Annotated in this window: 9 protein-coding genes; 3 read left to right on the top strand and 6 right to left on the bottom strand. The window is 66.1% G+C overall.

The window, feature by feature from the left end:
• Window positions 1-24 precede the first annotated feature (24 nt).
• Both ACCQ03_RS05780 and ACCQ03_RS05785 read left to right on the top strand, forming a co-directional pair.
• On the top strand, window positions 25-3,966 hold the full coding sequence (locus ACCQ03_RS05780) for a hypothetical protein (RefSeq protein WP_209227681.1): 3,942 nt from the start codon (window positions 25-27) through the stop codon (window positions 3,964-3,966).
• A 39-nt stretch (window positions 3,967-4,005) separates the two neighbouring features.
• On the top strand, window positions 4,006-4,656 hold the full coding sequence (locus ACCQ03_RS05785) for a hypothetical protein (protein ID WP_057679783.1): 651 nt from the start codon (window positions 4,006-4,008) through the stop codon (window positions 4,654-4,656).
• A 238-nt stretch (window positions 4,657-4,894) separates the two neighbouring features.
• Here the strand turns inward: ACCQ03_RS05785 and ACCQ03_RS05790 are convergent, their stop codons facing one another.
• The 4 genes from ACCQ03_RS05790 to ptsP form a co-directional block, all read right to left on the bottom strand.
• Entirely contained in the window at window positions 4,895-6,172 is a 1,278-nt protein-coding gene (locus tag ACCQ03_RS05790; protein ID WP_209227680.1) for a carbohydrate porin, read from the bottom strand.
• A gap of 169 nt (window positions 6,173-6,341) precedes the next feature.
• On the bottom strand, window positions 6,342-8,087 hold the full coding sequence (locus tag ACCQ03_RS05795; RefSeq protein ID WP_057680124.1) for a PTS fructose transporter subunit IIC: 1,746 nt from the start codon (window positions 8,085-8,087) through the stop codon (window positions 6,342-6,344).
• A 153-nt stretch (window positions 8,088-8,240) separates the two neighbouring features.
• Window positions 8,241-9,197 carry a 1-phosphofructokinase gene (gene pfkB, locus ACCQ03_RS05800; protein ID WP_209227679.1) on the bottom strand — a complete coding sequence of 319 codons (957 nt, stop codon included), beginning with the start codon at window positions 9,195-9,197 and terminating at the stop codon, window positions 8,241-8,243.
• On the bottom strand, window positions 9,194-11,710 hold the full coding sequence (gene ptsP / locus ACCQ03_RS05805; RefSeq protein ID WP_209227678.1) for a phosphoenolpyruvate--protein phosphotransferase: 2,517 nt from the start codon (window positions 11,708-11,710) through the stop codon (window positions 9,194-9,196). Before ptsP ends, pfkB begins: the two co-directional genes overlap by 4 nt.
• Window positions 11,711-11,871: 161 nt before the next feature.
• Here ptsP and ACCQ03_RS05810 point away from each other — a divergent pair, with 161 nt between their 5' ends.
• Window positions 11,872-12,867 (top strand): LacI family DNA-binding transcriptional regulator, encoded by a 996-nt coding sequence (locus ACCQ03_RS05810; RefSeq protein ID WP_057680127.1) that lies wholly within the window; start codon window positions 11,872-11,874, stop codon window positions 12,865-12,867.
• 727 nt (window positions 12,868-13,594) lie between these two features.
• Here ACCQ03_RS05810 and ACCQ03_RS05815 read toward each other — a convergent pair.
• Together ACCQ03_RS05815 and ACCQ03_RS05820 are read right to left on the bottom strand one after the other, a co-directional pair.
• On the bottom strand, window positions 13,595-16,765 hold the full coding sequence (locus tag ACCQ03_RS05815) for a multidrug efflux RND transporter permease subunit (protein WP_209227676.1): 3,171 nt from the start codon (window positions 16,763-16,765) through the stop codon (window positions 13,595-13,597).
• A gap of 12 nt (window positions 16,766-16,777) precedes the next feature.
• Window positions 16,778-18,085 carry an efflux RND transporter periplasmic adaptor subunit gene (locus ACCQ03_RS05820; protein ID WP_057679481.1) on the bottom strand — a complete coding sequence of 436 codons (1,308 nt, stop codon included), beginning with the start codon at window positions 18,083-18,085 and terminating at the stop codon, window positions 16,778-16,780.
• Between the last annotated feature and the right edge of the window lie 10 nt (window positions 18,086-18,095).

The following is an 18,095-nucleotide window of genomic DNA, read 5'->3' on the forward strand; positions in this document are numbered from 1 at the left end:
GGCAACACGTAAGGAGCATGGAGCATGCCGCGTAGCAGCCCTATTTTTCAGGATCATCATGGGTTCGAGCAGCAAACCGTTCGTTACAGCCGCATTTTGCGGGTGCTGTCGGACTCAGATCGCTTCGACATTAATGCGCCTGAGAATCGAATTTTCATGCCGCACGACAAGGGCCTGGCTCAGGCAATGGGCGTCTCACCGCATAGCGGCGGCCCAATTCGAGACTACCAGGTCGGACTGCTCGACAACCTTCGGCGCTTAGAGCAATCCAAAGATGGCAGGGCCGCGCTGGCGGGTGATCCTGACGCCTTGGATCGCATTGCTGCCAGAGTGAATCACCTGCGCGACACAGTGAAGGTGGGATTGGTCAATGGAGATCTTCACACGAATGCTTCGTTAGGCCAGACGGCAAATGATGCACGTGTAAAGACGCAGGCCTTTTTCGGGAACGCACGTGGTTACGCCGATACTTATGCGAACCAAGTGGACGCTCTTGGGAAGCTAGGCCCCGTTGAACACGGGTGGGTTGGTGTCACCCATAACGAATCCCGCGTCATCGCCACCCTGAATCACTTCAATGGGTCAGGACAGCTGTTGACCCGCGGCGGCAACCTCGATCTTCAGCGTCATGGCTTAAGTCAGGCCATCTCCGACGCTTACCATGGTGGGAAGCTGACGCTGTCACCAAATGGCGTGGCTGTGGTTGAGAACACCTTGGGCGAAGAGGCCGCCAGACCTTTGCGAGTTCCCCGCGGTCAAAGCGGCGCGGCGTCCATGGAAGTGTTGCTGGGCAATGCATCCACCAGCACCCTGGTGCGCTCGGGTGGCTTGCTGGCCACCGGCGCGGATGCGGTGCTGACTGCCCGCCGTTCGGCCGAGTTGCTGGAACAAGGCAATGTCACCGCCGCCCAGTCCGAAGTCGCCCATGCATTGGCCCGCAACGTCGGCGGGTGGGCCGGTGGTGCCTCCACCGCGGCGGCTCTGGGCGGTAGCGGCTTCGTCCCGGCGGCGTTGGTGGTCGGCGACGCGCTGCTGATGAGCAAGGCGTTCGACAAAGGCGCCGATTTGCTGGACAACCGCGCCATCTACCACCAAACCGACAAGGCGGGCGTGGAGTGGCAGTTCAACGGCCGCAACTGGCAGCGCGAAGCCGCCATTGACCTCGCCCAGGAGGGACGGCGCACATCGGGCGAGCAGCCCGTGGTCGCCAGCTATGAGAAATCGCAGGAACTGGGCGCGCTTGCTAACGCCAAGGCAGTGGAGCTGGCGTTGGGCAAAGCACCGCCACCCCAGGACCCGTTCAACCTCCCCGCCCAGGCAAGCGACCACGTGGGATTGGACAACCAGAACTGGCGGCGCAATCCAGAGAGCCAGGCATGGGAACGCCAAGTCAAAACCGCCGTGTCCGGTGCCGACGACCGGGGCAGCTACGAACACCAAACCGCTCCCCCGGAACGCGCGCAACAGCTCAACCAAGAAGCCCTGGGCCGCATCGAAAGCAACATCGCCACCGGGCGCGAAGCCATCGCCACCGCCTACCTGGAAAACCATGCAGCGCAACGCGCCCAGGCTTACGGTGTCGAAGTGCCTGCGGCTGTTCAAGCCGCCCAGGCCAAGCCCGGCGCGGTGCTGGGGTCAGACGCTCAGCTTTACCAGCGCACTGAGTCAGGACAGTGGGCCGGCAAAGATGGCGTCGCCAGTGGCAATCTGGCGGTGGAGCTGGAACTGACCGACCAGATGCGCCAGGCCTCGCTGGAGCGCGCTAAGGAAACCCTGGCGGCTATTGAGGCACTTCCCGCGCCCACGGCTGCGCAGCTGGAGCACAACGAGCTGCTGCACTGTTACCGGGCCGCAGGCGTCGATTTGAACGTCAACCCGCAGACCCAGCAGGCCGTGGCTCTGGCCTCGCAGCGGACCATGGACGCCAATGGCATCAGCGGGCCGACCATGCAGCAGTTGCAGCGCAATGAGTCGGGGCAATATGGGTATGACAGCCCCATCGCGCACCTCCAACGCTGCAGCGATGGGGTCACTCGTGTGGTGGCCATCACCAGCAGCGAAGACATCCGGCAGGCGTTGAGTGAGACGCAAGGCTATCGGCGAGAATCGCCGATCCTTGGGCGCGTGACCGAGGGAACTGCAGACGCGGACACATCGACCTCTGAGTCGTCCAATCCGCAGCAAGTGCTGGATATCCAGGCGCGCATGCAAGCCTCTGTCGCGGCGCAGGCTCGGCAAGAACGTGAACAGCAAGAGCGTGTTGCGCAAGAGCAGCACGTCGCGCAAGTGCGCGAGCACCTCCAGCAGGCACAGCCTGAGCACGAAGACAGGTCGCAAAGCGAACAAGCGGTCCAGGCGCAGGCCGTGTTGGAAGGTCAACGCCAAGCCGAGCAGCAGCGTGAGCTAGAAGAGCGCCAGGTGCAGGAGCGCCAAGCTGACAATCAGCAGCGGGAGCAACAAGACCGGCAGGCTCAAGAAACCAGGCAGGTTGAGGCCCAGGAAGGTCAGGCTCGGCAGGCACAGGATCAGCAGCAACAAACTCAAGCACTCGAACCGACGCAGGACCAACGTCAGCAAGCCTCGCAGCAACCAGACACTCAGCTGCACGCACCAGAGCTCGCGCTGACTCAGCAAACAACGCTCCCTCAGTCGCAGGAGGATGCATGCTCACGGCTGGAAACACAGAATCAACCGGCGAACGAACGCCTTGCTCCTGACGCACATGACTCACTGAAGCAAACGTCCGAGGCAGGTGACGCGCAGGCGCACCTAGCACAAGGGGCAGAGCGCGCTTTGGAATCGCAAGCGGTGCAAAGCCGCGACACCGCGCGCATCCAAGTGCCGCTCTCCGAGGGCCGGGAATCGGGCAACCCACCTTTACAAAGCGCGCAGGCCGATGCGGTGTCCCCGGCGCTGTATCGCCACGTGCAAACGCAGCAGATGGAGATGGAGCAAGCGTCGGCCCCTCAGCAAGACTTGGCGCGTGAGCAGGAGGCAACGCCGGTTCGGGCCATGGCTCCAACAGCAGAACCGTTGACGGCATCGCTTTCGACGGCGTCTACCACGCCTGAGCGAGAAGCCGAGGCCGAACAGCCCCGTCCTTCAAACGCTTTGCTCGCTGATCATGGTGCGCCGGTGCTGCCCCCAGAACACTTCGCGCAAGCGCGTGAGCAGGCATTGGCAAGCAGTGCCGACACTCGCTTGCCCGTCGGGTCTGTTGACGCAGAAAACCAACAAACGCAATCAACCCCGTCGCAGGACCGCAGCGCCGCAGACCCGGGCGGCGCCCTGTTCCTGGAAGAGACCATGCGCTCGCTGCGCCAGTTGCAACAGGAGATTGAGGCGGCGGATCGGGAAGACGAACGCTTCCACCAGGAATGGCGGGAGTATCGTGAGCGCGGAGAACCTTATCCCTTCGCTCAAAAGAGGGCGCTAGACCAGGAGGGTGGCAGCATCGATGCATTCAGTGCGCACCAACCAAGTGGCCGCTCGCCCAGTGAAGCGGCTGAGCAAGCCGATGCCTTCCCACCTCTAGCTCAGCGCTCCATCGGGCCGGTGGTAGGTGATGTGCCAAACGATTCTTCGCAGGTTGCGCGGAAATCCATCACCGGTGACCCCGACGTGGACGAGGTGCTCTACGCACTCGATAGCAAGAACGAGCTGGCGATCGAGCAGGCCTTGAACCGGGTGGCCAGCAGCGCAGCAACGCAGGCGCTGATCAAAAGAGGCAACGAGTTCCTGGAGGCGCAGGCCCAGCAAGAAGCCCAGGAGCACGTCGCCACACGCCAGGCGCTGGGGATGGATGTCTCAGCTGAGGTCAACACCAGCCGGGGGCCGGTAATGGTGATGACCTTGCCGGAGTTCGCCAAGGGACCGATGCAGAGCGGTCCCCAAGGTGACGGCGGTGGAGGTGGAGACGGCGGCGGGGGAGGAGGAGGAGGCGGTGGTGGTGGGGGCGGTGGTTAGTCAGAATCTCTTCCATGACCAGCCGAGCTGAGGAGACCTATGGACAGGCAAGACGCCGCCGCAATGGCGGAAATGATGGCGACGTTGAACGCATCCAATACGTCTTTGCAAGAGACCATTACGGTGCTGACGACCCTGGTGGCATCCATGCAGCAGCGCGAACAACGGCTGCGCGATGTGGTTGCCGAGCAACTCCAAGTGCTTCAACGCGCGGCTAGCAGCGCCGATGCCAAGGTCAACCGGGTGCTTGAGAATGCTTTGCCGAGACTGACGCAGCTGACCGATCAGGCGTTGACGCAGACACTGGAACCGGCCGCCAAGCGGTTCAACAAAGAGATGGCCCATGCGGACGAGACATTGCAGCAAGCCACTCGACGTTATGCGCAGGCCCAGCAATCCTTAGAAACACGGATCACACGGCGCATGTGGATCGCATCGGCCACGATGCTCTTGGCAGGCATTTTGGGGCTGGGTGCGGTGGCTTACTCGTTTGGGAACATCAACGAAAAGAAGGCCGAACTCGCGCAGCTTCGGGCCTCAATCGATTACCTGGATCGCGTGTCGCGTGCCGACTTGGCTCCCTGTGGCGAAGGCCGGCTCTGTGGCACCTTCGAGAAGAACGGGCCGCGTTACGGGAACCAGAGGCAATACAGAGCGATCAATCTGCGTGCAAAATCAGATTCGCAATGATGCGACGTCGTTATTACAGCGACGGGCTTGCGCGCGACCTGGTCGGCCGATACGCCTCATCGCGTGCGATCGCACGCCTAAGCGGCTCATCGAACCCATCGACCACATCCGCCAAATGCCAATGCCAACCGAGTCGACTCAATGCGTTGCATTGCAGTCAAATGCAACGCATCTGCCACTCCCTGCACGCAGTGGTGCCCACCAAGCATGCGCGCAACGCGCACACCCTCTCGATGGGTCACAGATTCCAATCGATCCGCATGCCCGCAATCAACGCATTCTTCAGATCGTTGGTACGCGTGGGTTCGTTGAACTGATCCGGGTTGATCACGTAATGCAGGTTCGGGGCGATGCGCAGGCGCTTGGTGACCTGGATGCCGTAGCTGAGCTCCATCATGATCTGGTTGTCGGCCGGGGTGCCGGTGCCGCCGGCGGAGGCGCGGGCCAGGCGCAGGTTTTCGATGGCTTCGTCGCTGTACTTCTGCTGGGTGATCACAAACGCAATGTTGTCCTGCGGGCGGCTGGCGAAGGTGCCTTTCTGCACCAGGCCCAGTTGCACGAAGTGGTCTTCGATGGCCTGGCCGCCGGTGCTCTTGAGCATGGCGGCGAATACTGTCAGGCCACGCGTGCCGGACGGGCCGGGGTTGGTGACCTGTTGCTCGAAGCGGCCGAACACGCCCGAGCGGCCCTGCTTGTTCTCATAGCCCAGGCCGCTGAGCACGGCCGGGTTGCCGTTGCGGTCGCGTAGCGGGTCGGTGTAGTCGGAGTTGTCCTGCCAGCCGCCCAGTTCGTACATGGCGGCCAGGCTGCCGTCGCCGCCCTTGTTCTTGTAGCCCACCGCATAGGGCACCACCACGCCGGTGGTGTCGTCGGTGCTCCATTTCAGGCCGTGCTGGCCGTCCTGCGCCTGCACCGGGTTCACTTCATAGGCGCCCACATGCACATAGACCTTGGGCGTGACCCAGGCGGTGGCATGCGCGGCCCAGCTGGAGACCGGCCAGTAGGTGAAGTTGCTGGTACGGAAGACGAAGGTGGGGTTGCCGCAGGCCGAGTTGCCCTGGAAGTACTGGCACAGGTCCGAGCCGAGGAAGTGGATATTGGCCACGCTGCGGCCGGCTTCCAGTTCCAGGCGGTCGTTGAAGAGTTTCTGCAGCAGGGTGAAGTTGGCCAGGCGCGTGCCCTGGCCGCCGTAGATTTCCTGCACCGAGGTGCTGTTCCCGATGCTGCTGTTGGCCAGGTTGGTGCCGTGGCGGTTGGTGACATACAACTTCACCGTGGCGCCGTTCCAGCCGAACAGGCGGTCCATGTCGACATCGGTGCCGACCATCAACTGGCCGGCATAGGCGTCGCCGCTTTTGCGGCCGCCATCGATCATCGAGGCGGCTTCGCCGGTATAGCCCAGCTTGAGCTTGAAGGCGTCGGCGGCGTCCTGCGCGTGGGCGAGCGGGGCAAGTGCCAGGGTCAGCGACAGGCACAACAGGCGGGGGCGGGCACGGCGGGGGGCAAAAGTGGTCATGGCAGGACTCCGGACAAAAGGGCGTGGCCGTGGTGGCGAACGCGACAACACGTGGATGGGCAAGCCGCTGGCGGCGCACCCGGGTGCGCGTAGCGGTGAAGCAGGTCAGGGGCGCCGGAACACTCGGGCGCGTCAGGTGCGGCGGCAGGTCCGTGCCGCTGTGGGTGCCTCAGGCGATGACGTCGGTCACCGGCTTCTTGAGCAGGCGCAGCGCGATGGCCGTGACCACCACGCCGACCACCAGAGCCAGCACGTAATTGAGCAAGTGGGTGACGGCGTTGGGGATCAGCAGCACGAAGATGCCGCCGTGCGGCGCCTTCAATTCGGCACCGGCGGTCATCGAGATGGCGCCGGCTACCGCCGAGCCGATCACCAGCGCCGGGATGGTGCGCAACGGGTCGCGCGCGGCGTACGGGATGGCGCCCTCGGTCACGAAGGCCAGCCCGAGCACGCCGGCGGCAGTGGCCGAGCCACGTTCTTCGGCAGTGAAGCGGTTGCGGAATACCCATGTGGCCAGCGCGATGCCTAGCGGTGGGGTCATGCCGGCGACCATGGCAGCGGCCATCGGGGTGTAGACCTGGCTGGCGATCAGGCCGGTGGAGAACGCGTAGGCCGCCTTGTTGACCGGCCCGCCCATGTCGAAGGCCATCATGCCGCCGAGCAGCAGGCCCAGCAGCAACGCGCTGCTGCCCTGCATGCCGCGCAGCCAGGCGGTGAGCCAGGCCAGCAGGTCGGCCACCGGCTGGCCGAACACGTACATCATCGCCAGCCCGACCAGCAGGGTGCCTAGCACCGGCAGGATCAGCACCGGCTTGAGGCCTTCCAGGTTGCGCGGCAGGCGGATGTAGCGGTTGAGCGCGGCCACGCCGTAGCCGGCGATGAAGCCGGCAATGATCCCGCCGAGGAAACCGGCATTGAGATTGGCCGCGACCAGGCCGCCGATCATGCCGGGCGCGATGCCGGGGCGGTCTGCAATGGAATAAGCGATATAGCCGGCCAGCGCGGGCACCATCAGGGTGAAGCCGGCCTTGGCGCCGATCTGGAACAGCGACCAGGCCAGCGTGCCCTGGTGCGCATCGTCGCCGGCATAGATGCCGCCAAGCGCAAATGCCAATGCGATCAATAGGCCGCCGGCAGTGACGAACGGCAGCATGAACGAGACGCCGGTCATCAGATGCTTGTAGGCACCGGTGCGGCCATTGCCCTTGTTCGCGGTGGCGTTGGTGGCGGTGCCGGGGGCAGGCGTTGCGCCGCCATGCACGCTGGCCTCCGCCAGCGCCTTGTTGATCAGCGCCGGGCCATCGTTGATCGCCGGCTTGGTGCCGCTCTTGAACACGCGCTTGCCGCCGAAGCGAGCCAGGTCGACCTCGCGGTCGGCCGCGATGATGACCACGTCTGCCGCACGGATTTCATCATCGGTGAGTGCATCCTGCGCACCCACCGAGCCCTGGGTTTCTACCCGCATCTGGTAGCCGAGTTTCTTGGCGGCTTGCTGCAGGCCCTCGGCGGCCATGAAGGTGTGGGCGATGCCGGTGGGGCAGGAGGTGATGGCGACGATGCGCTTGCTGGCATTGGAAGACACGTCGCCCGCAGCGGACGCGGGGCCAGCGCTGGAGGTGACGGCGAGCTGGCCGATTGCCGCGGCCGGGTCGTCCAATACCGCGCCCAGGCTCAGGCGCACCAGTTGCGCATCGCCAAAGCGGGCGGTGTCGGCATCGGCATCGCCGACCACCAGGACCTGCGCGGCTGCGCTGGCGAGTTCGCCTGGCAAGGCGCCGAGCACGCCCTGGTCGCTACGGATTTCGATCGTCACGCGACGGCCGGCGGCCGTGGCCGCGCGGCGCAGCGCTTCGGCCGCCAGGACGGCTTCGGTACTGCGTTCGCCAGCGGCGATGACCACGATGGAAGAGGACATGGCAAAACTCCTGCTGTGTTGCGGTCGCCGGTGTTGTCGGCGGGGGGAATTTCAAGCGTTAGGCGTGGCGGTGAGGCGGGCGATCTGCCGTTGTCTGCGACCGCCAGCCCGACGAACGCCTGGGTGCATGCATCGGCAGTGGCCAATGGCGGCTCATGACAGTGCTTCGATCAAGACGTCGGTTGCGGCGCGGCGCACGCCCTCGTGGGTAATCCGACGCGCGTCGCCGCTTTCCAGCCGGCACATCGAAAACGCCGTGGCCAGCCGCGCGCATTGCTCCAGCGTGGTTGCCTCGTCCAGCAGCGCAGCGGCCAATCCGGCCACCATCGCATCGCCTGCACCCACGCTGCTACCGTGCGCCAGGCGTGGTGGGCGGGCGATCAACCGCTGGTCGCGCTGCACGAACAAGGCGCCTTCGGTGCCCATCGAAATGACCACCAGTTGGATGCCACGTGCGATCAGTTCGTGTGCGGCGGCGCTGAGTGCGCCGCGATCCTTCAAGGGGCGGCCGGTCCAGGCTGCGAGTTCGTCGCGATTGGGCTTGACCGCATACGGCAGCGCCTCGCGCGCGGCATCCAGCGCTTTCACCAGCGGCATGCCGCTGGTGTCCAGCAGCACGCGCGCACCGGTAGCGCTGGCCTGGGCCTGCAACTGCGCCCAGCTGTCGTCCAGCAGCCCGGACGGCAGGCTGCCCGACAGCACCACCGGCAGGCCGGGGCGCAGCAGCGGGGCCAGATGATCGGCCACGCCTTGCAGATGCGCAGGCCCCAAGCGCAGGCCGGGCAGGTTGATGTCGGTGGTGTCGTTGCTGCGCGCGTCGACCAGCTTGAGATTGGTGCGGGTTTCGCCGGCCACGCGCTGGCAGTGATCGGTGATGCCGCGCTCGCGGAACAGTGCTTCGAACACGCCGGCGTTGCCGACCCCGAGCACGCCCAGCGCGGCCACCTGGCTGCCCCAGTCGGCCAGGCACGCGGCCACATTGATGCCCTTGCCGCCGGCATCGTTGCGCACGCTGCTGGCGCGGTGCACGGCGCCCGGCTGCAGGTGTTCGAGCTGGATGGTCTGGTCGATCGCCGGGTTCAGCGTGACGGTGATGGCCTGCAGGCTCATGCCTTGTCCTCGCGCTTGGCTTCCAATGCGCGTACCTGTTCGGCGGTTTCGCAGGCCAGTGCCTGTTCGGCGAGCTGTTGCAGCTGGCTCAGCGCGGCGCCACGCAGGCGTGCCTTGACCGCCGGGATATCGTTGGGCGTCATCGACAATTCCTGCGCGCCCAGACCGGCCAGCAGGCTGGCGCCGAACGCGTCGCCGGCCAGGCCGCCGCACACACCGACCCAGCGCTCGTGCTTGCGTGCACCGTCAATGGTGCTGCGGATCATGCGCAGCACCGCCGGGTGCAGGCTGTCGGCTTCGGCGGCCAGTTCCGGGTTCTGGCGGTCGATCGCCAGCACGTATTGGGTGAGGTCATTGGTGCCGATCGAGAAGAAGTCTGCGTGGCGCGCCAGCACGTCGGCCTGCGCGGCGGCGGCCGGCACTTCGATCATGATGCCGATCGGCACCTCCGGTGCATCGAGGTCGACGCGGATGCGTGCGCAGATGGCGCGCAGCGCGACCAGTTCCGGCACCGAGGTGATCATCGGGAACATGATCGACAGCCGCGCCCCGTCCTTGGCGGCGCGATACAGCGCACGCAGTTGCGGCTCCAGTAGGTCGGGGCGGCGCAGCAGCAGGCGCGCGCCGCGCACGCCCAGGAACGGGTTTTCTTCGTGCGGCAATTCCAGATGCGCCACCTGCTTGTCGCCGCCGATATCCAGCGCACGCACGATCAGCGGGCGGCCATCCAGCGCCTGCGCCATGGCCAGGTAGGTGGCGTGTTGTTCGTCTTCGCTGGGGGTGCGGCCGCTTTCCAGGAACAGGAATTCGGTGCGCATCAGGCCAACGCCCTCGGCGCCCTGGGTCAGCGCCATCGCCACCTGGTCGGGCAGATTGACGTTGGCGCCGATGTCGATGTGGTGGCCGTCGCTGGTTTCGGCCGGCAACGCGCGCTGCGCGGCTTCGCGCTCGCGGATGGCCTGCTGCTCGGCGATATGCGTGCGGGCCGCGTCCAGATCCTGCGCGGACGGGTCGATGTACAGGCGTCCGCTGCTGCCGTCGATGATGGCGGTGACGCCATCTTCGATGTCCAGCAACTGGCCGCCGGCTGCGACCAGCGCCGGCAGGCCCAGGGTGCGCGACAGGATCGCGGTATGCGAGGTCGGGCCGCCTTGCGCAGTGGCCAGGCCGAGCACGCGCGCGGTGTCCAGGTTGGCGGTGTCAGAAGGCGACAGGTCGCTGGCGAGCAGGATGCACGGCTGTTCGGGCAGGTCGGTGAGACCGGCGCCGGCGGCGGCCGGGTCGAGCTGGGCCAGTACGCGGCGGCCGACGTCGCGCAGATCGGCCGCGCGGCCGGCCAGCACCGGGTTGCCGAGGGCGGCCAGGCCGGAGGCCATCTGTTCCACCGCCTGGTGCCACGACCACGCCACGCCGTGGCCTTCGACCATCAGCTGGCAGGTGCGGGTGATCAGGTCAGTGTCGTTGAGCAGTTCGGCCTGGGCCTTGAAGATGGCCGCGTCCGAGGCACCGAGCCGGCGCTGGGTGTCGTCCTGGATCGCCGCCAGCTGCTGGCGGGTGCGGGTCAGCGCGTCGTGCAGTTGCGCGCCACCATCGCCCAGGCCCACCGGTTGATCGGCCACTTCGGTCTGCGCAGCGCGCAGGCGGTGCACGATGCCGATCGCCACGCCCGGGCTGGCGCCGATGCCGACAATGGCCGGCTGCGCCTGTGGCGGCGTCCAGCCGGCCACTGGGGCGGCGCGACGTTGCGCGGCGCGCTCGGCATCGGCCTTTTCCTGCGCGGTGAGGCTGTCCATGACGGCGCGCAGGCGCTTGAGCAGTTCCGCGGCGTCGCTGCCTTCGGCCGAGACGGTGATGCGGTCGCCGGCACGCAGGCCCAGCTGCAGCAGGCCGACCAGGCTCTTGGCATCGGCGGCCTGGTCGCCGGCGCGCACCTGCGCACGTGCGGAAAATCCGCGTGCGGTCTCGGCCCAGCGGGTGGCCGGGCGCGCGTGCAGGCCGCTGGGGTAGGCGATGGTCCACTCGAATGTTTCGGCCAGGTCGGTGGCCGGCGCGGCAGTGGTCTCGGGCGCGCGGTCGCCGGTGAGTGCGGCCACGATCACGCCGGGGTCGTCGGTACTGAACAGCGCTTCGAGCTGGGCCGGGTCCTGGATCAGCCGGGTCAGCCGGCGCAGCAGGGTGATGTGGGTATCGGACTGCGCGGCGATGCCGACCACCAGCCGGGTGACCTGGCCGGGGTTCCATTCCACGCCGTCGGGCAGTTGCAGCACTGCGATGCCGTCGCGGCGTACCAGGTGGCGGTCTTCGCCGACGCCGTGCGGGATCGCCAGGCCGTGGCCGAGGAAGGTGTTCGCCAGTCCTTCGCGGCGCCGCATGCTGGCATCGTAGCCCGGCGCCACGCAGCCGGCCGCGGCCAGCAACTGGGCGGCCTGGGCGATGGCGTCGTCCTTGTCGCGGGCGGAGGCGCGCAGGCGCACAAGGTCGGGGGTGACGGGGGCTGGCGACGGAGAGGACAAGACGGGCTCCGGATGAGGTCGGGCTGGGAAGTATAGTGGGAACGTTCCCACGATCCAGGTCAATGTGCGGTGCAAAAAAACACTGTAGTGCTTTCGGGTTAGCATCAGGGCCGACACCGTGCCTGGGTCAAGGTGCGCAAAATGGAGCGGGAACGGTCCCAGTGAGTATCAGCATCAATGACGTGGCCCGCGTGGCCGGTGTGTCCAAGTCCACGGTGTCGCGCGCGCTGGGCAATGGCCCGGTCAGCGACGACGTACGCGCCAAGGTGGAAGCGGCGGTGCGCCAGACCGGCTATCGGCCCAACCTGATGGCGCGGCGATTGCGATCCCAGCAATCCGGCATCCTGGGGGTGATCGTGGCCGACATCCGCAACCCGTACTTCACGGCGCTGATCCGCGCGGTGGAAGAGGTCGCGTACCGTGCCGGTATGCGCGTGACCCTGTGCAATACCGATGAAGACCCCGAACGCGAGGCGCTGTACCTGGAGCTGATGCAGGAAGAGCGCATCACCGGATTGATCTTCGCCCCGACCCGGGTCACGGTGGGGCGCATGCACGAGTTGGCGCTGGACTACCCCACCGTGCTGGTAGACCGTGCCGGCCCCGGCAGCCGCTACGACAGCGTGGTGCTGGACAACGGCGCGGCCATGGCCGAGCTGGTGGCGCATCTGCAGGCGCAGGGCTACCGGCGCATCGGGGGGCTGTTCGGCAGCACCAGCACCACCGCGGCCGAGCGTCGCGACGGTTACCTGGCCGCGATGCGCGCGCAGGGGCTGCAGCCGGATTACCGCGAAGTGGCACCCACCGCCGAGGCGGCGATTGCCGAGTTGGGTACATGGCTGGCCAGCGACGACCGGCCCGAGGCCATCGTCACCAGTAACAGTCTGCTGCTCATGGGCGCGCTGAAGGCCGCACGCACCGCCGGCCTGCGCCTGCCGCAGGACCTGGCCCTGGCCGGGTTCGACAACGAGCGCTGGACCGATCTGGTCGAGCCGGGCATCACCGTGGTCGAGCAGCCGGTGGAAGACATGGGCCGGGCGGCGATGTCCTTGCTGCTGGAACGGCTAAGCAATCCGCAATTGCCAATCCGCCGCATGGTCATGACCGGGCGCTGTGTGGTGCGTGGTTCGACTGGTGCGCGCGTGCCGGGCATCTAACGTGTCCGGGGTGTCGCCAGCGCGGCCCCAAAGCTGGTTGGTCGCGGCGCGGTGTCCTCACCGCTCGCGGGACACGCCGTAAACCCGTCCATGGGGGCTCGATGGCGGCATCCATGCCGCCAACGGTCCCGCAAGCGGCGAGGGCACCGCGCAAGAGAGTTTGCTGGCTGTGCTAGTGAGAGCTGTGCGTACCGACCATCGTGACTGGTCATTGCTCACTTAGCCTGATTTGTCGCGCGCGCGGCGTCCTCACCGCTCGCGGGACACGCCGTGAACCCTTCCCTGGGGGCTCGACGGCGGCATCCATGCCGCCAACGGTCCGCAAGCGGCGAGGGCACCGTGCTAGACAGGGTGCTGGTTCCTTGTTGAAGAGCGAGCACACCGCGTCGCGCAATTTGCTGATTGCTTTGTTGGAAACTCTACTCACCGACCATCGTTACTGGTCCTTGCCCGCCCACCGTCGCGGGACCTTACGCGGCATGGATGCCGTGTAAGAGCTTACAAGGACGTACTTGCAGCGTGTCCCGCGATGGTGGGCGGGCAAGGGCCCTGCAGCCATTTCGTAGATCAGCCGCTCTCGGGCGATCACCGCAGTCGACTCGAGACAACCGAGATTCGAACCGAATCCTCAGCGCTTGCGTGACACCGCATCAGGGAATCACTCGTAGCCATGCACAAAAAAACCCCGGCAGTGCCGGGGCTTTTGGTGTTGCAGCGACTGCCTGACTCAGCGATCCGGGCGGTGGGTGCCACCGTCGTTCTGCACGGCCAGATATTCCCTGGACTGCTCGTCCAGCTTGTCGCCCAGCATGCGCCGCACCACCACGAAGAACAGCGGGATGAAGATCACGCCGAGCACGGTGGCGAACACCATGCCGCCGATCACGCCGGTACCGATGGAGTGGCGCGAGTTGGCGCCGGCACCGGTGGAGATGGCCAGCGGCAGCACGCCCAGGATGAACGCGAACGAGGTCATCAGGATCGGGCGGAAGCGCAGGTGCGCCGCTTCCAGGGTGGCCTCGCGCAGGGTCTTGCCCGCCGCACGCTGCTCCACGGCGAATTCCACGATCAGGATCGCGTTCTTCGCCGCCAGGCCAATCACCGTGATCATGCCGATCTTGAAGTACAGATCGTTCGGCAATCCGCGCAACATCGAGAAGGTGATCGCGCCCAACACGCCGATCGGCACCACCAGCAGCACCGCCACCGGAATCGACCAGCTTTCATAAAGCGCGGCCAGGCACAGGAACACCACCACCACCGACAACGCCAGCAACAGCGTGGCCGCATTGCCGGCGATGATTTCCTGGTACGACATGCCGCTCCAGTCGAAACCGAAGCCCGGCGGCAGATCGTTGTTGACGATATCTTCCATCGCGCTCATCGCCTGGCCGGAACTGCCGCCCGGTGCCGGGTTGCCGACGATATTCACGGCGGAATAGCCGTTGTAGCGGTTCAGGGCCGGCGAGGCGTAGTTCCACTCGGCCTTGACCACGTTGCTCAGCGGAATCATCGCCGGCTGACCATCGGCACCGGTGGCGGTGGCACTGGGCGTGAAGAAGTCGCGCAGCGACTCCGGGCCGGCGCGGAACTGATCGTCGGCACGCATGTTGACGCGCTTGATGCGGCCCTCGGCGAAGTAGTCGTTGACGTACACCGGCGCCAGCATCAGCTGGATCGAGCTATAGATATCGCTGACATCCAGGCCCATCGACTGCGCCTGCACGCGGTCCACGTGCAACTGCAGCTGCGGCGAGTTTTCCAGGCCATTCGGACGCACGCCAACCAGGGCGTCCTGCTTCTCCGCGGCCTTGCCGAGCACGATGTTGCGCGCATTGATCAGCGCCTCCTGGCCGGCACCGGAGCGGTCCTGCAGCCACATGTCGAAGCCGCCGAACTGGTCCAGGCCCTGCACGGTGGGCAGGTTGACCACGAAAATCTGCGCGCCCTTGATGCCGTAGAAGGCGCCATTGAGCTGCTGGATCAACTGCTCGGCAGTGACGTCGCGTTCTTCCCACGGCTTGAGCCGGATGAAGCCCATACCGACGTTTTCGCCCGAGCCCAGGAAGCTGAAGCCGGCGATCTGCAGCATGCCTTCCACGGCCGGCTGCTTCTCCAGCACCGCACGCATCTGCGCGAACGCCTCGTTGGTGCGGATCTTGGTCGCGCCCGGCGGCAGCTGCACGATGGCCACCGCAAAGCCCTGGTCTTCTTCCGGCAGGAAGCTGCCCGGCATGCGCGTGAACAGGAAGCCGCACAGCACCACCAGCGCCACGAACGCAATCATCCACGGCGGCGAGCGCTTGAGGGTATGGCCGACCACGCCGACATAGCGATGCGCCAGCTTGTCGTAGTACTTGTCGAAGGTGCGGTAGACCCAGTTCTTCTTGGTCGAGTGGGTCGACTTGAGGAACGCCGCGCACAGTGCCGGGGTGAAGCTCAACGCCAGGAACGCAGAGAACCCCATCGACATGGCGATGGTCAACGCGAACTGCTTGTAGATCGCGCCCGAGGCGCCAGGCTGCAGCGAGGAGGGGATGAACACGGCCGCCAGCACCACGGTGATGGCCACCACCGCGCCGGTGATCTGGGTCATCGCCTTCTGGGTGGCCGCCTTCGGCTCCAGGTGCTCCTCGCTCATGATGCGTTCGACGTTCTCGATCACCACGATCGCATCGTCCACCACGATGCCGATCGCCAGCACCATCGCAAACAGCGTCAGCTGGTTGATGGTGAAGCCGATCATGTACATGCCGAAGAACGTGCCCAGCAGCGCGACCGGAATCACCAGCGTGGGAATCACGGTGGCGCGGAAGTTCTGCAGGAACAGCAGCATCACCAGGAACACCAGCACGATGGCTTCCACCAGCGTGTGGATCACTTCCTCGATGGAGATGCGCACGAAGGTGGTCGATTCGTACGGCGCAAACCAAGTCACGCCCTGCGGGAAGGTGGGCTGCAGTTCGTCGAGCTTGGCGCCGACCGCCTCGGACACGTTCAACGCATTGGCGCCCGGCAACAGCTGGATACCGAAGGCACCGGTGGGCTTGCCGTTGTACTGGGTATCGAAGCCGTAGTTGCTCGGCCCCACGGTCACGCGCGCGACATCCTTCAAGCGCACGGTGGCGCCGTTGTTGTCGGTCCGCAGGATGATGTTTTCGAACTGCTCGGGCGAGCTGAAGCGGCCTTCCGCCGACACCGTGGCGGTGAAGCTGATGCCTTCCGGGGTCGGGTCGGCGCCCACCGAACCGGCAGCGAACTGCACGTTCTGGTTACGCACCGCAGTCAGCACCTGGGTCGCCGACAGGTTGTAGCCCTGCAGTTTCTCCGGGTTCAACCAGATGTTCATTGCGTATTCGGCGCCGAACTGGTTGGTGCTGCCCACGCCGGGCACGCGCGAGATCTGCTCGAGCACGCGCGAGCCGACGATGTCGTTGAGCGCGTCGCGGTTGATCGACGGGTTGTCAGAGCGCAGCGCAGCCACCATCAGGAAGCCAGCGTTGGCCTTGGCCACCACCACACCTTGCTGGGTCACTTCCGACGGCAGGCGCGGCGTGGCCAGCGACACCTTGTTCTGCACCTGCACCTGCGCGATATCCGCATCAGTGCCGGTTTCGAAAGTCAGCGTGATGGTCACGCGGCCGTTGGCGGCCGAGGACGAGTTGAAGTACAGCAGGTGGTCGATGCCGGTGAGCTGCTGTTCGATGACCTGGGTCACCGCCTTTTCTGCGGTGTCGGCGCTGGCGCCGGGGAAGTTGGCGGTAACGGTGACCTGCGGGGGGGCGATCGTCGGGTACGACTCGATACCCAGATTCAGGATCGAGATCACGCCCGCAAGCGAGATCAGGATCGCCACCACCCACGCAAAGACCGGGTGTTCGATAAAAAACTTAGGCATGTCCGGGTTCCGTCACTGCTGCTTGGACTGGGAGTCGGCCGGTTGCGCGGCCGCATCCTGCTTGGGCTGTTGCTGGGCGGCCGGCGCCGCTGCATCGGCCTTGTCGGCGGACGGTGCGGCTTGCGCGTCGCCGCCCTGTGCCGCGGCAGGCGCCGCGCCCGGTGCGCCGGGCTGGCCGCCTTGTGCCGGCTTGTTCGGATCCCACGGCACGCCCTTGGCCGGCTGCCCTTCCTTGGCCTTCTGCACGCCATCGACGATGACCTGGTCGCCCGGGGTCATGCCGCCGGTGACGATCCACTGGCCTTTCTGCTGGCCGTCGACGGTCAGGTTCTTGCGGACCACCTTGCCGTCCTTGCCCAGCACCAGGGCGTAGGGTCCGGTGGCATCGCGCTGCACTGCCTGCTGCGGCAGCAGGTAGGCATTGTTGCGCTGGCCCAGGCTGGCCTTGAAGGTCACGAAGGCGCCCGGCAGCAGCGATTGTTCGGGGTTGGGCAGGGTGGCGCGCAACGACACCGCACCGGTGCTCGGGTCCACCGTTACCGCAGACACGTCCAACGTGCCGGGGTGCTGGTATTGCGTGCCGTTGCCCAACTCCACGTTGATGGACGACTTGCCGTCGCCGCTGAGCTGCACGTTGCCGCTGCTCTGCGCCTGACGCAGGGCAGCCAGCTCTTCGCTGCTCATGGCGAAGTTCACGTACAGCGGGTCGATCTGGTCGACGGTGGTCAGCAGGGTGGCTTCACCGGCACCGACCAGCGCGCCTTCGGTCACGCGCTGGATACCGGCGCGGCCGGTGATCGGCGAGGTCACAGTGGCGAAACCGAGCTGGATGCGCGCCGCTTCGACCGCCCCGCGCGCCTGTTGCACGTTGGCGCCGGATGAGCGCTCGTTGGCTTCGGCGGTGTCGATGTCGGCGCGCGAGACGTACTGCTGCGGCGCCAGGCTGCGTGCACGCGTAGCGGCGATCTTGGCGTTGGTATAGGTCGCTTCGGCGGCGGCCAGCTGGCCCTGCGCCTGCAGCAACGTGGCCTTCAGCTGCGACGGATCGATCTGGAACAGCGGCTGGCCTTCGGTGACGTTGGCGCCTTCGGTGTACAGGCGCTTGAGCACCACGCCGTCCACGCGCGCGCGCACGTCCGCCGAACGGTACGCCGACAGGCGGCCGACCAGGTCGCGTTCCAGCGGCAGCGTCTGCGGCTTCATCTCCAGCACCGACACTTCCGGCGGCGGCGGCGCCTGCTGTTGTTCGGGCTTGCTGCAGGCAGCCAGCGCCACGGTGATGGCACAGGCCAGGCCGAATGTGCGGAGCGGGGCAATCATCAGGAGGAAC

The organism is Xanthomonas sp. NCPPB 3569 (assembly GCF_041475645.2).
Taxonomy (GTDB): Bacteria; Pseudomonadota; Gammaproteobacteria; order Xanthomonadales; family Xanthomonadaceae; genus Xanthomonas; species Xanthomonas phaseoli.

Coding starts and splice junctions, on each gene's coding strand:
- ACCQ03_RS05780 (WP_209227681.1), top strand. CDS start 25: ATGCCGCGTAGCAGCCCTATTTTTCAGGATCATCATGGGTTCGAGCAG.
- ACCQ03_RS05785 (WP_057679783.1), top strand. CDS start 4,006: ATGGACAGGCAAGACGCCGCCGCAATGGCGGAAATGATGGCGACGTTG.
- ACCQ03_RS05790 (WP_209227680.1), bottom strand. CDS start 6,172: ATGACCACTTTTGCCCCCCGCCGTGCCCGCCCCCGCCTGTTGTGCCTG.
- ACCQ03_RS05795 (WP_057680124.1), bottom strand. CDS start 8,087: ATGTCCTCTTCCATCGTGGTCATCGCCGCTGGCGAACGCAGTACCGAA.
- pfkB (WP_209227679.1), bottom strand. CDS start 9,197: ATGAGCCTGCAGGCCATCACCGTCACGCTGAACCCGGCGATCGACCAG.
- ACCQ03_RS05815 (WP_209227676.1), bottom strand. CDS start 16,765: ATGCCTAAGTTTTTTATCGAACACCCGGTCTTTGCGTGGGTGGTGGCG.
- ACCQ03_RS05820 (WP_057679481.1), bottom strand. CDS start 18,085: ATGATTGCCCCGCTCCGCACATTCGGCCTGGCCTGTGCCATCACCGTG.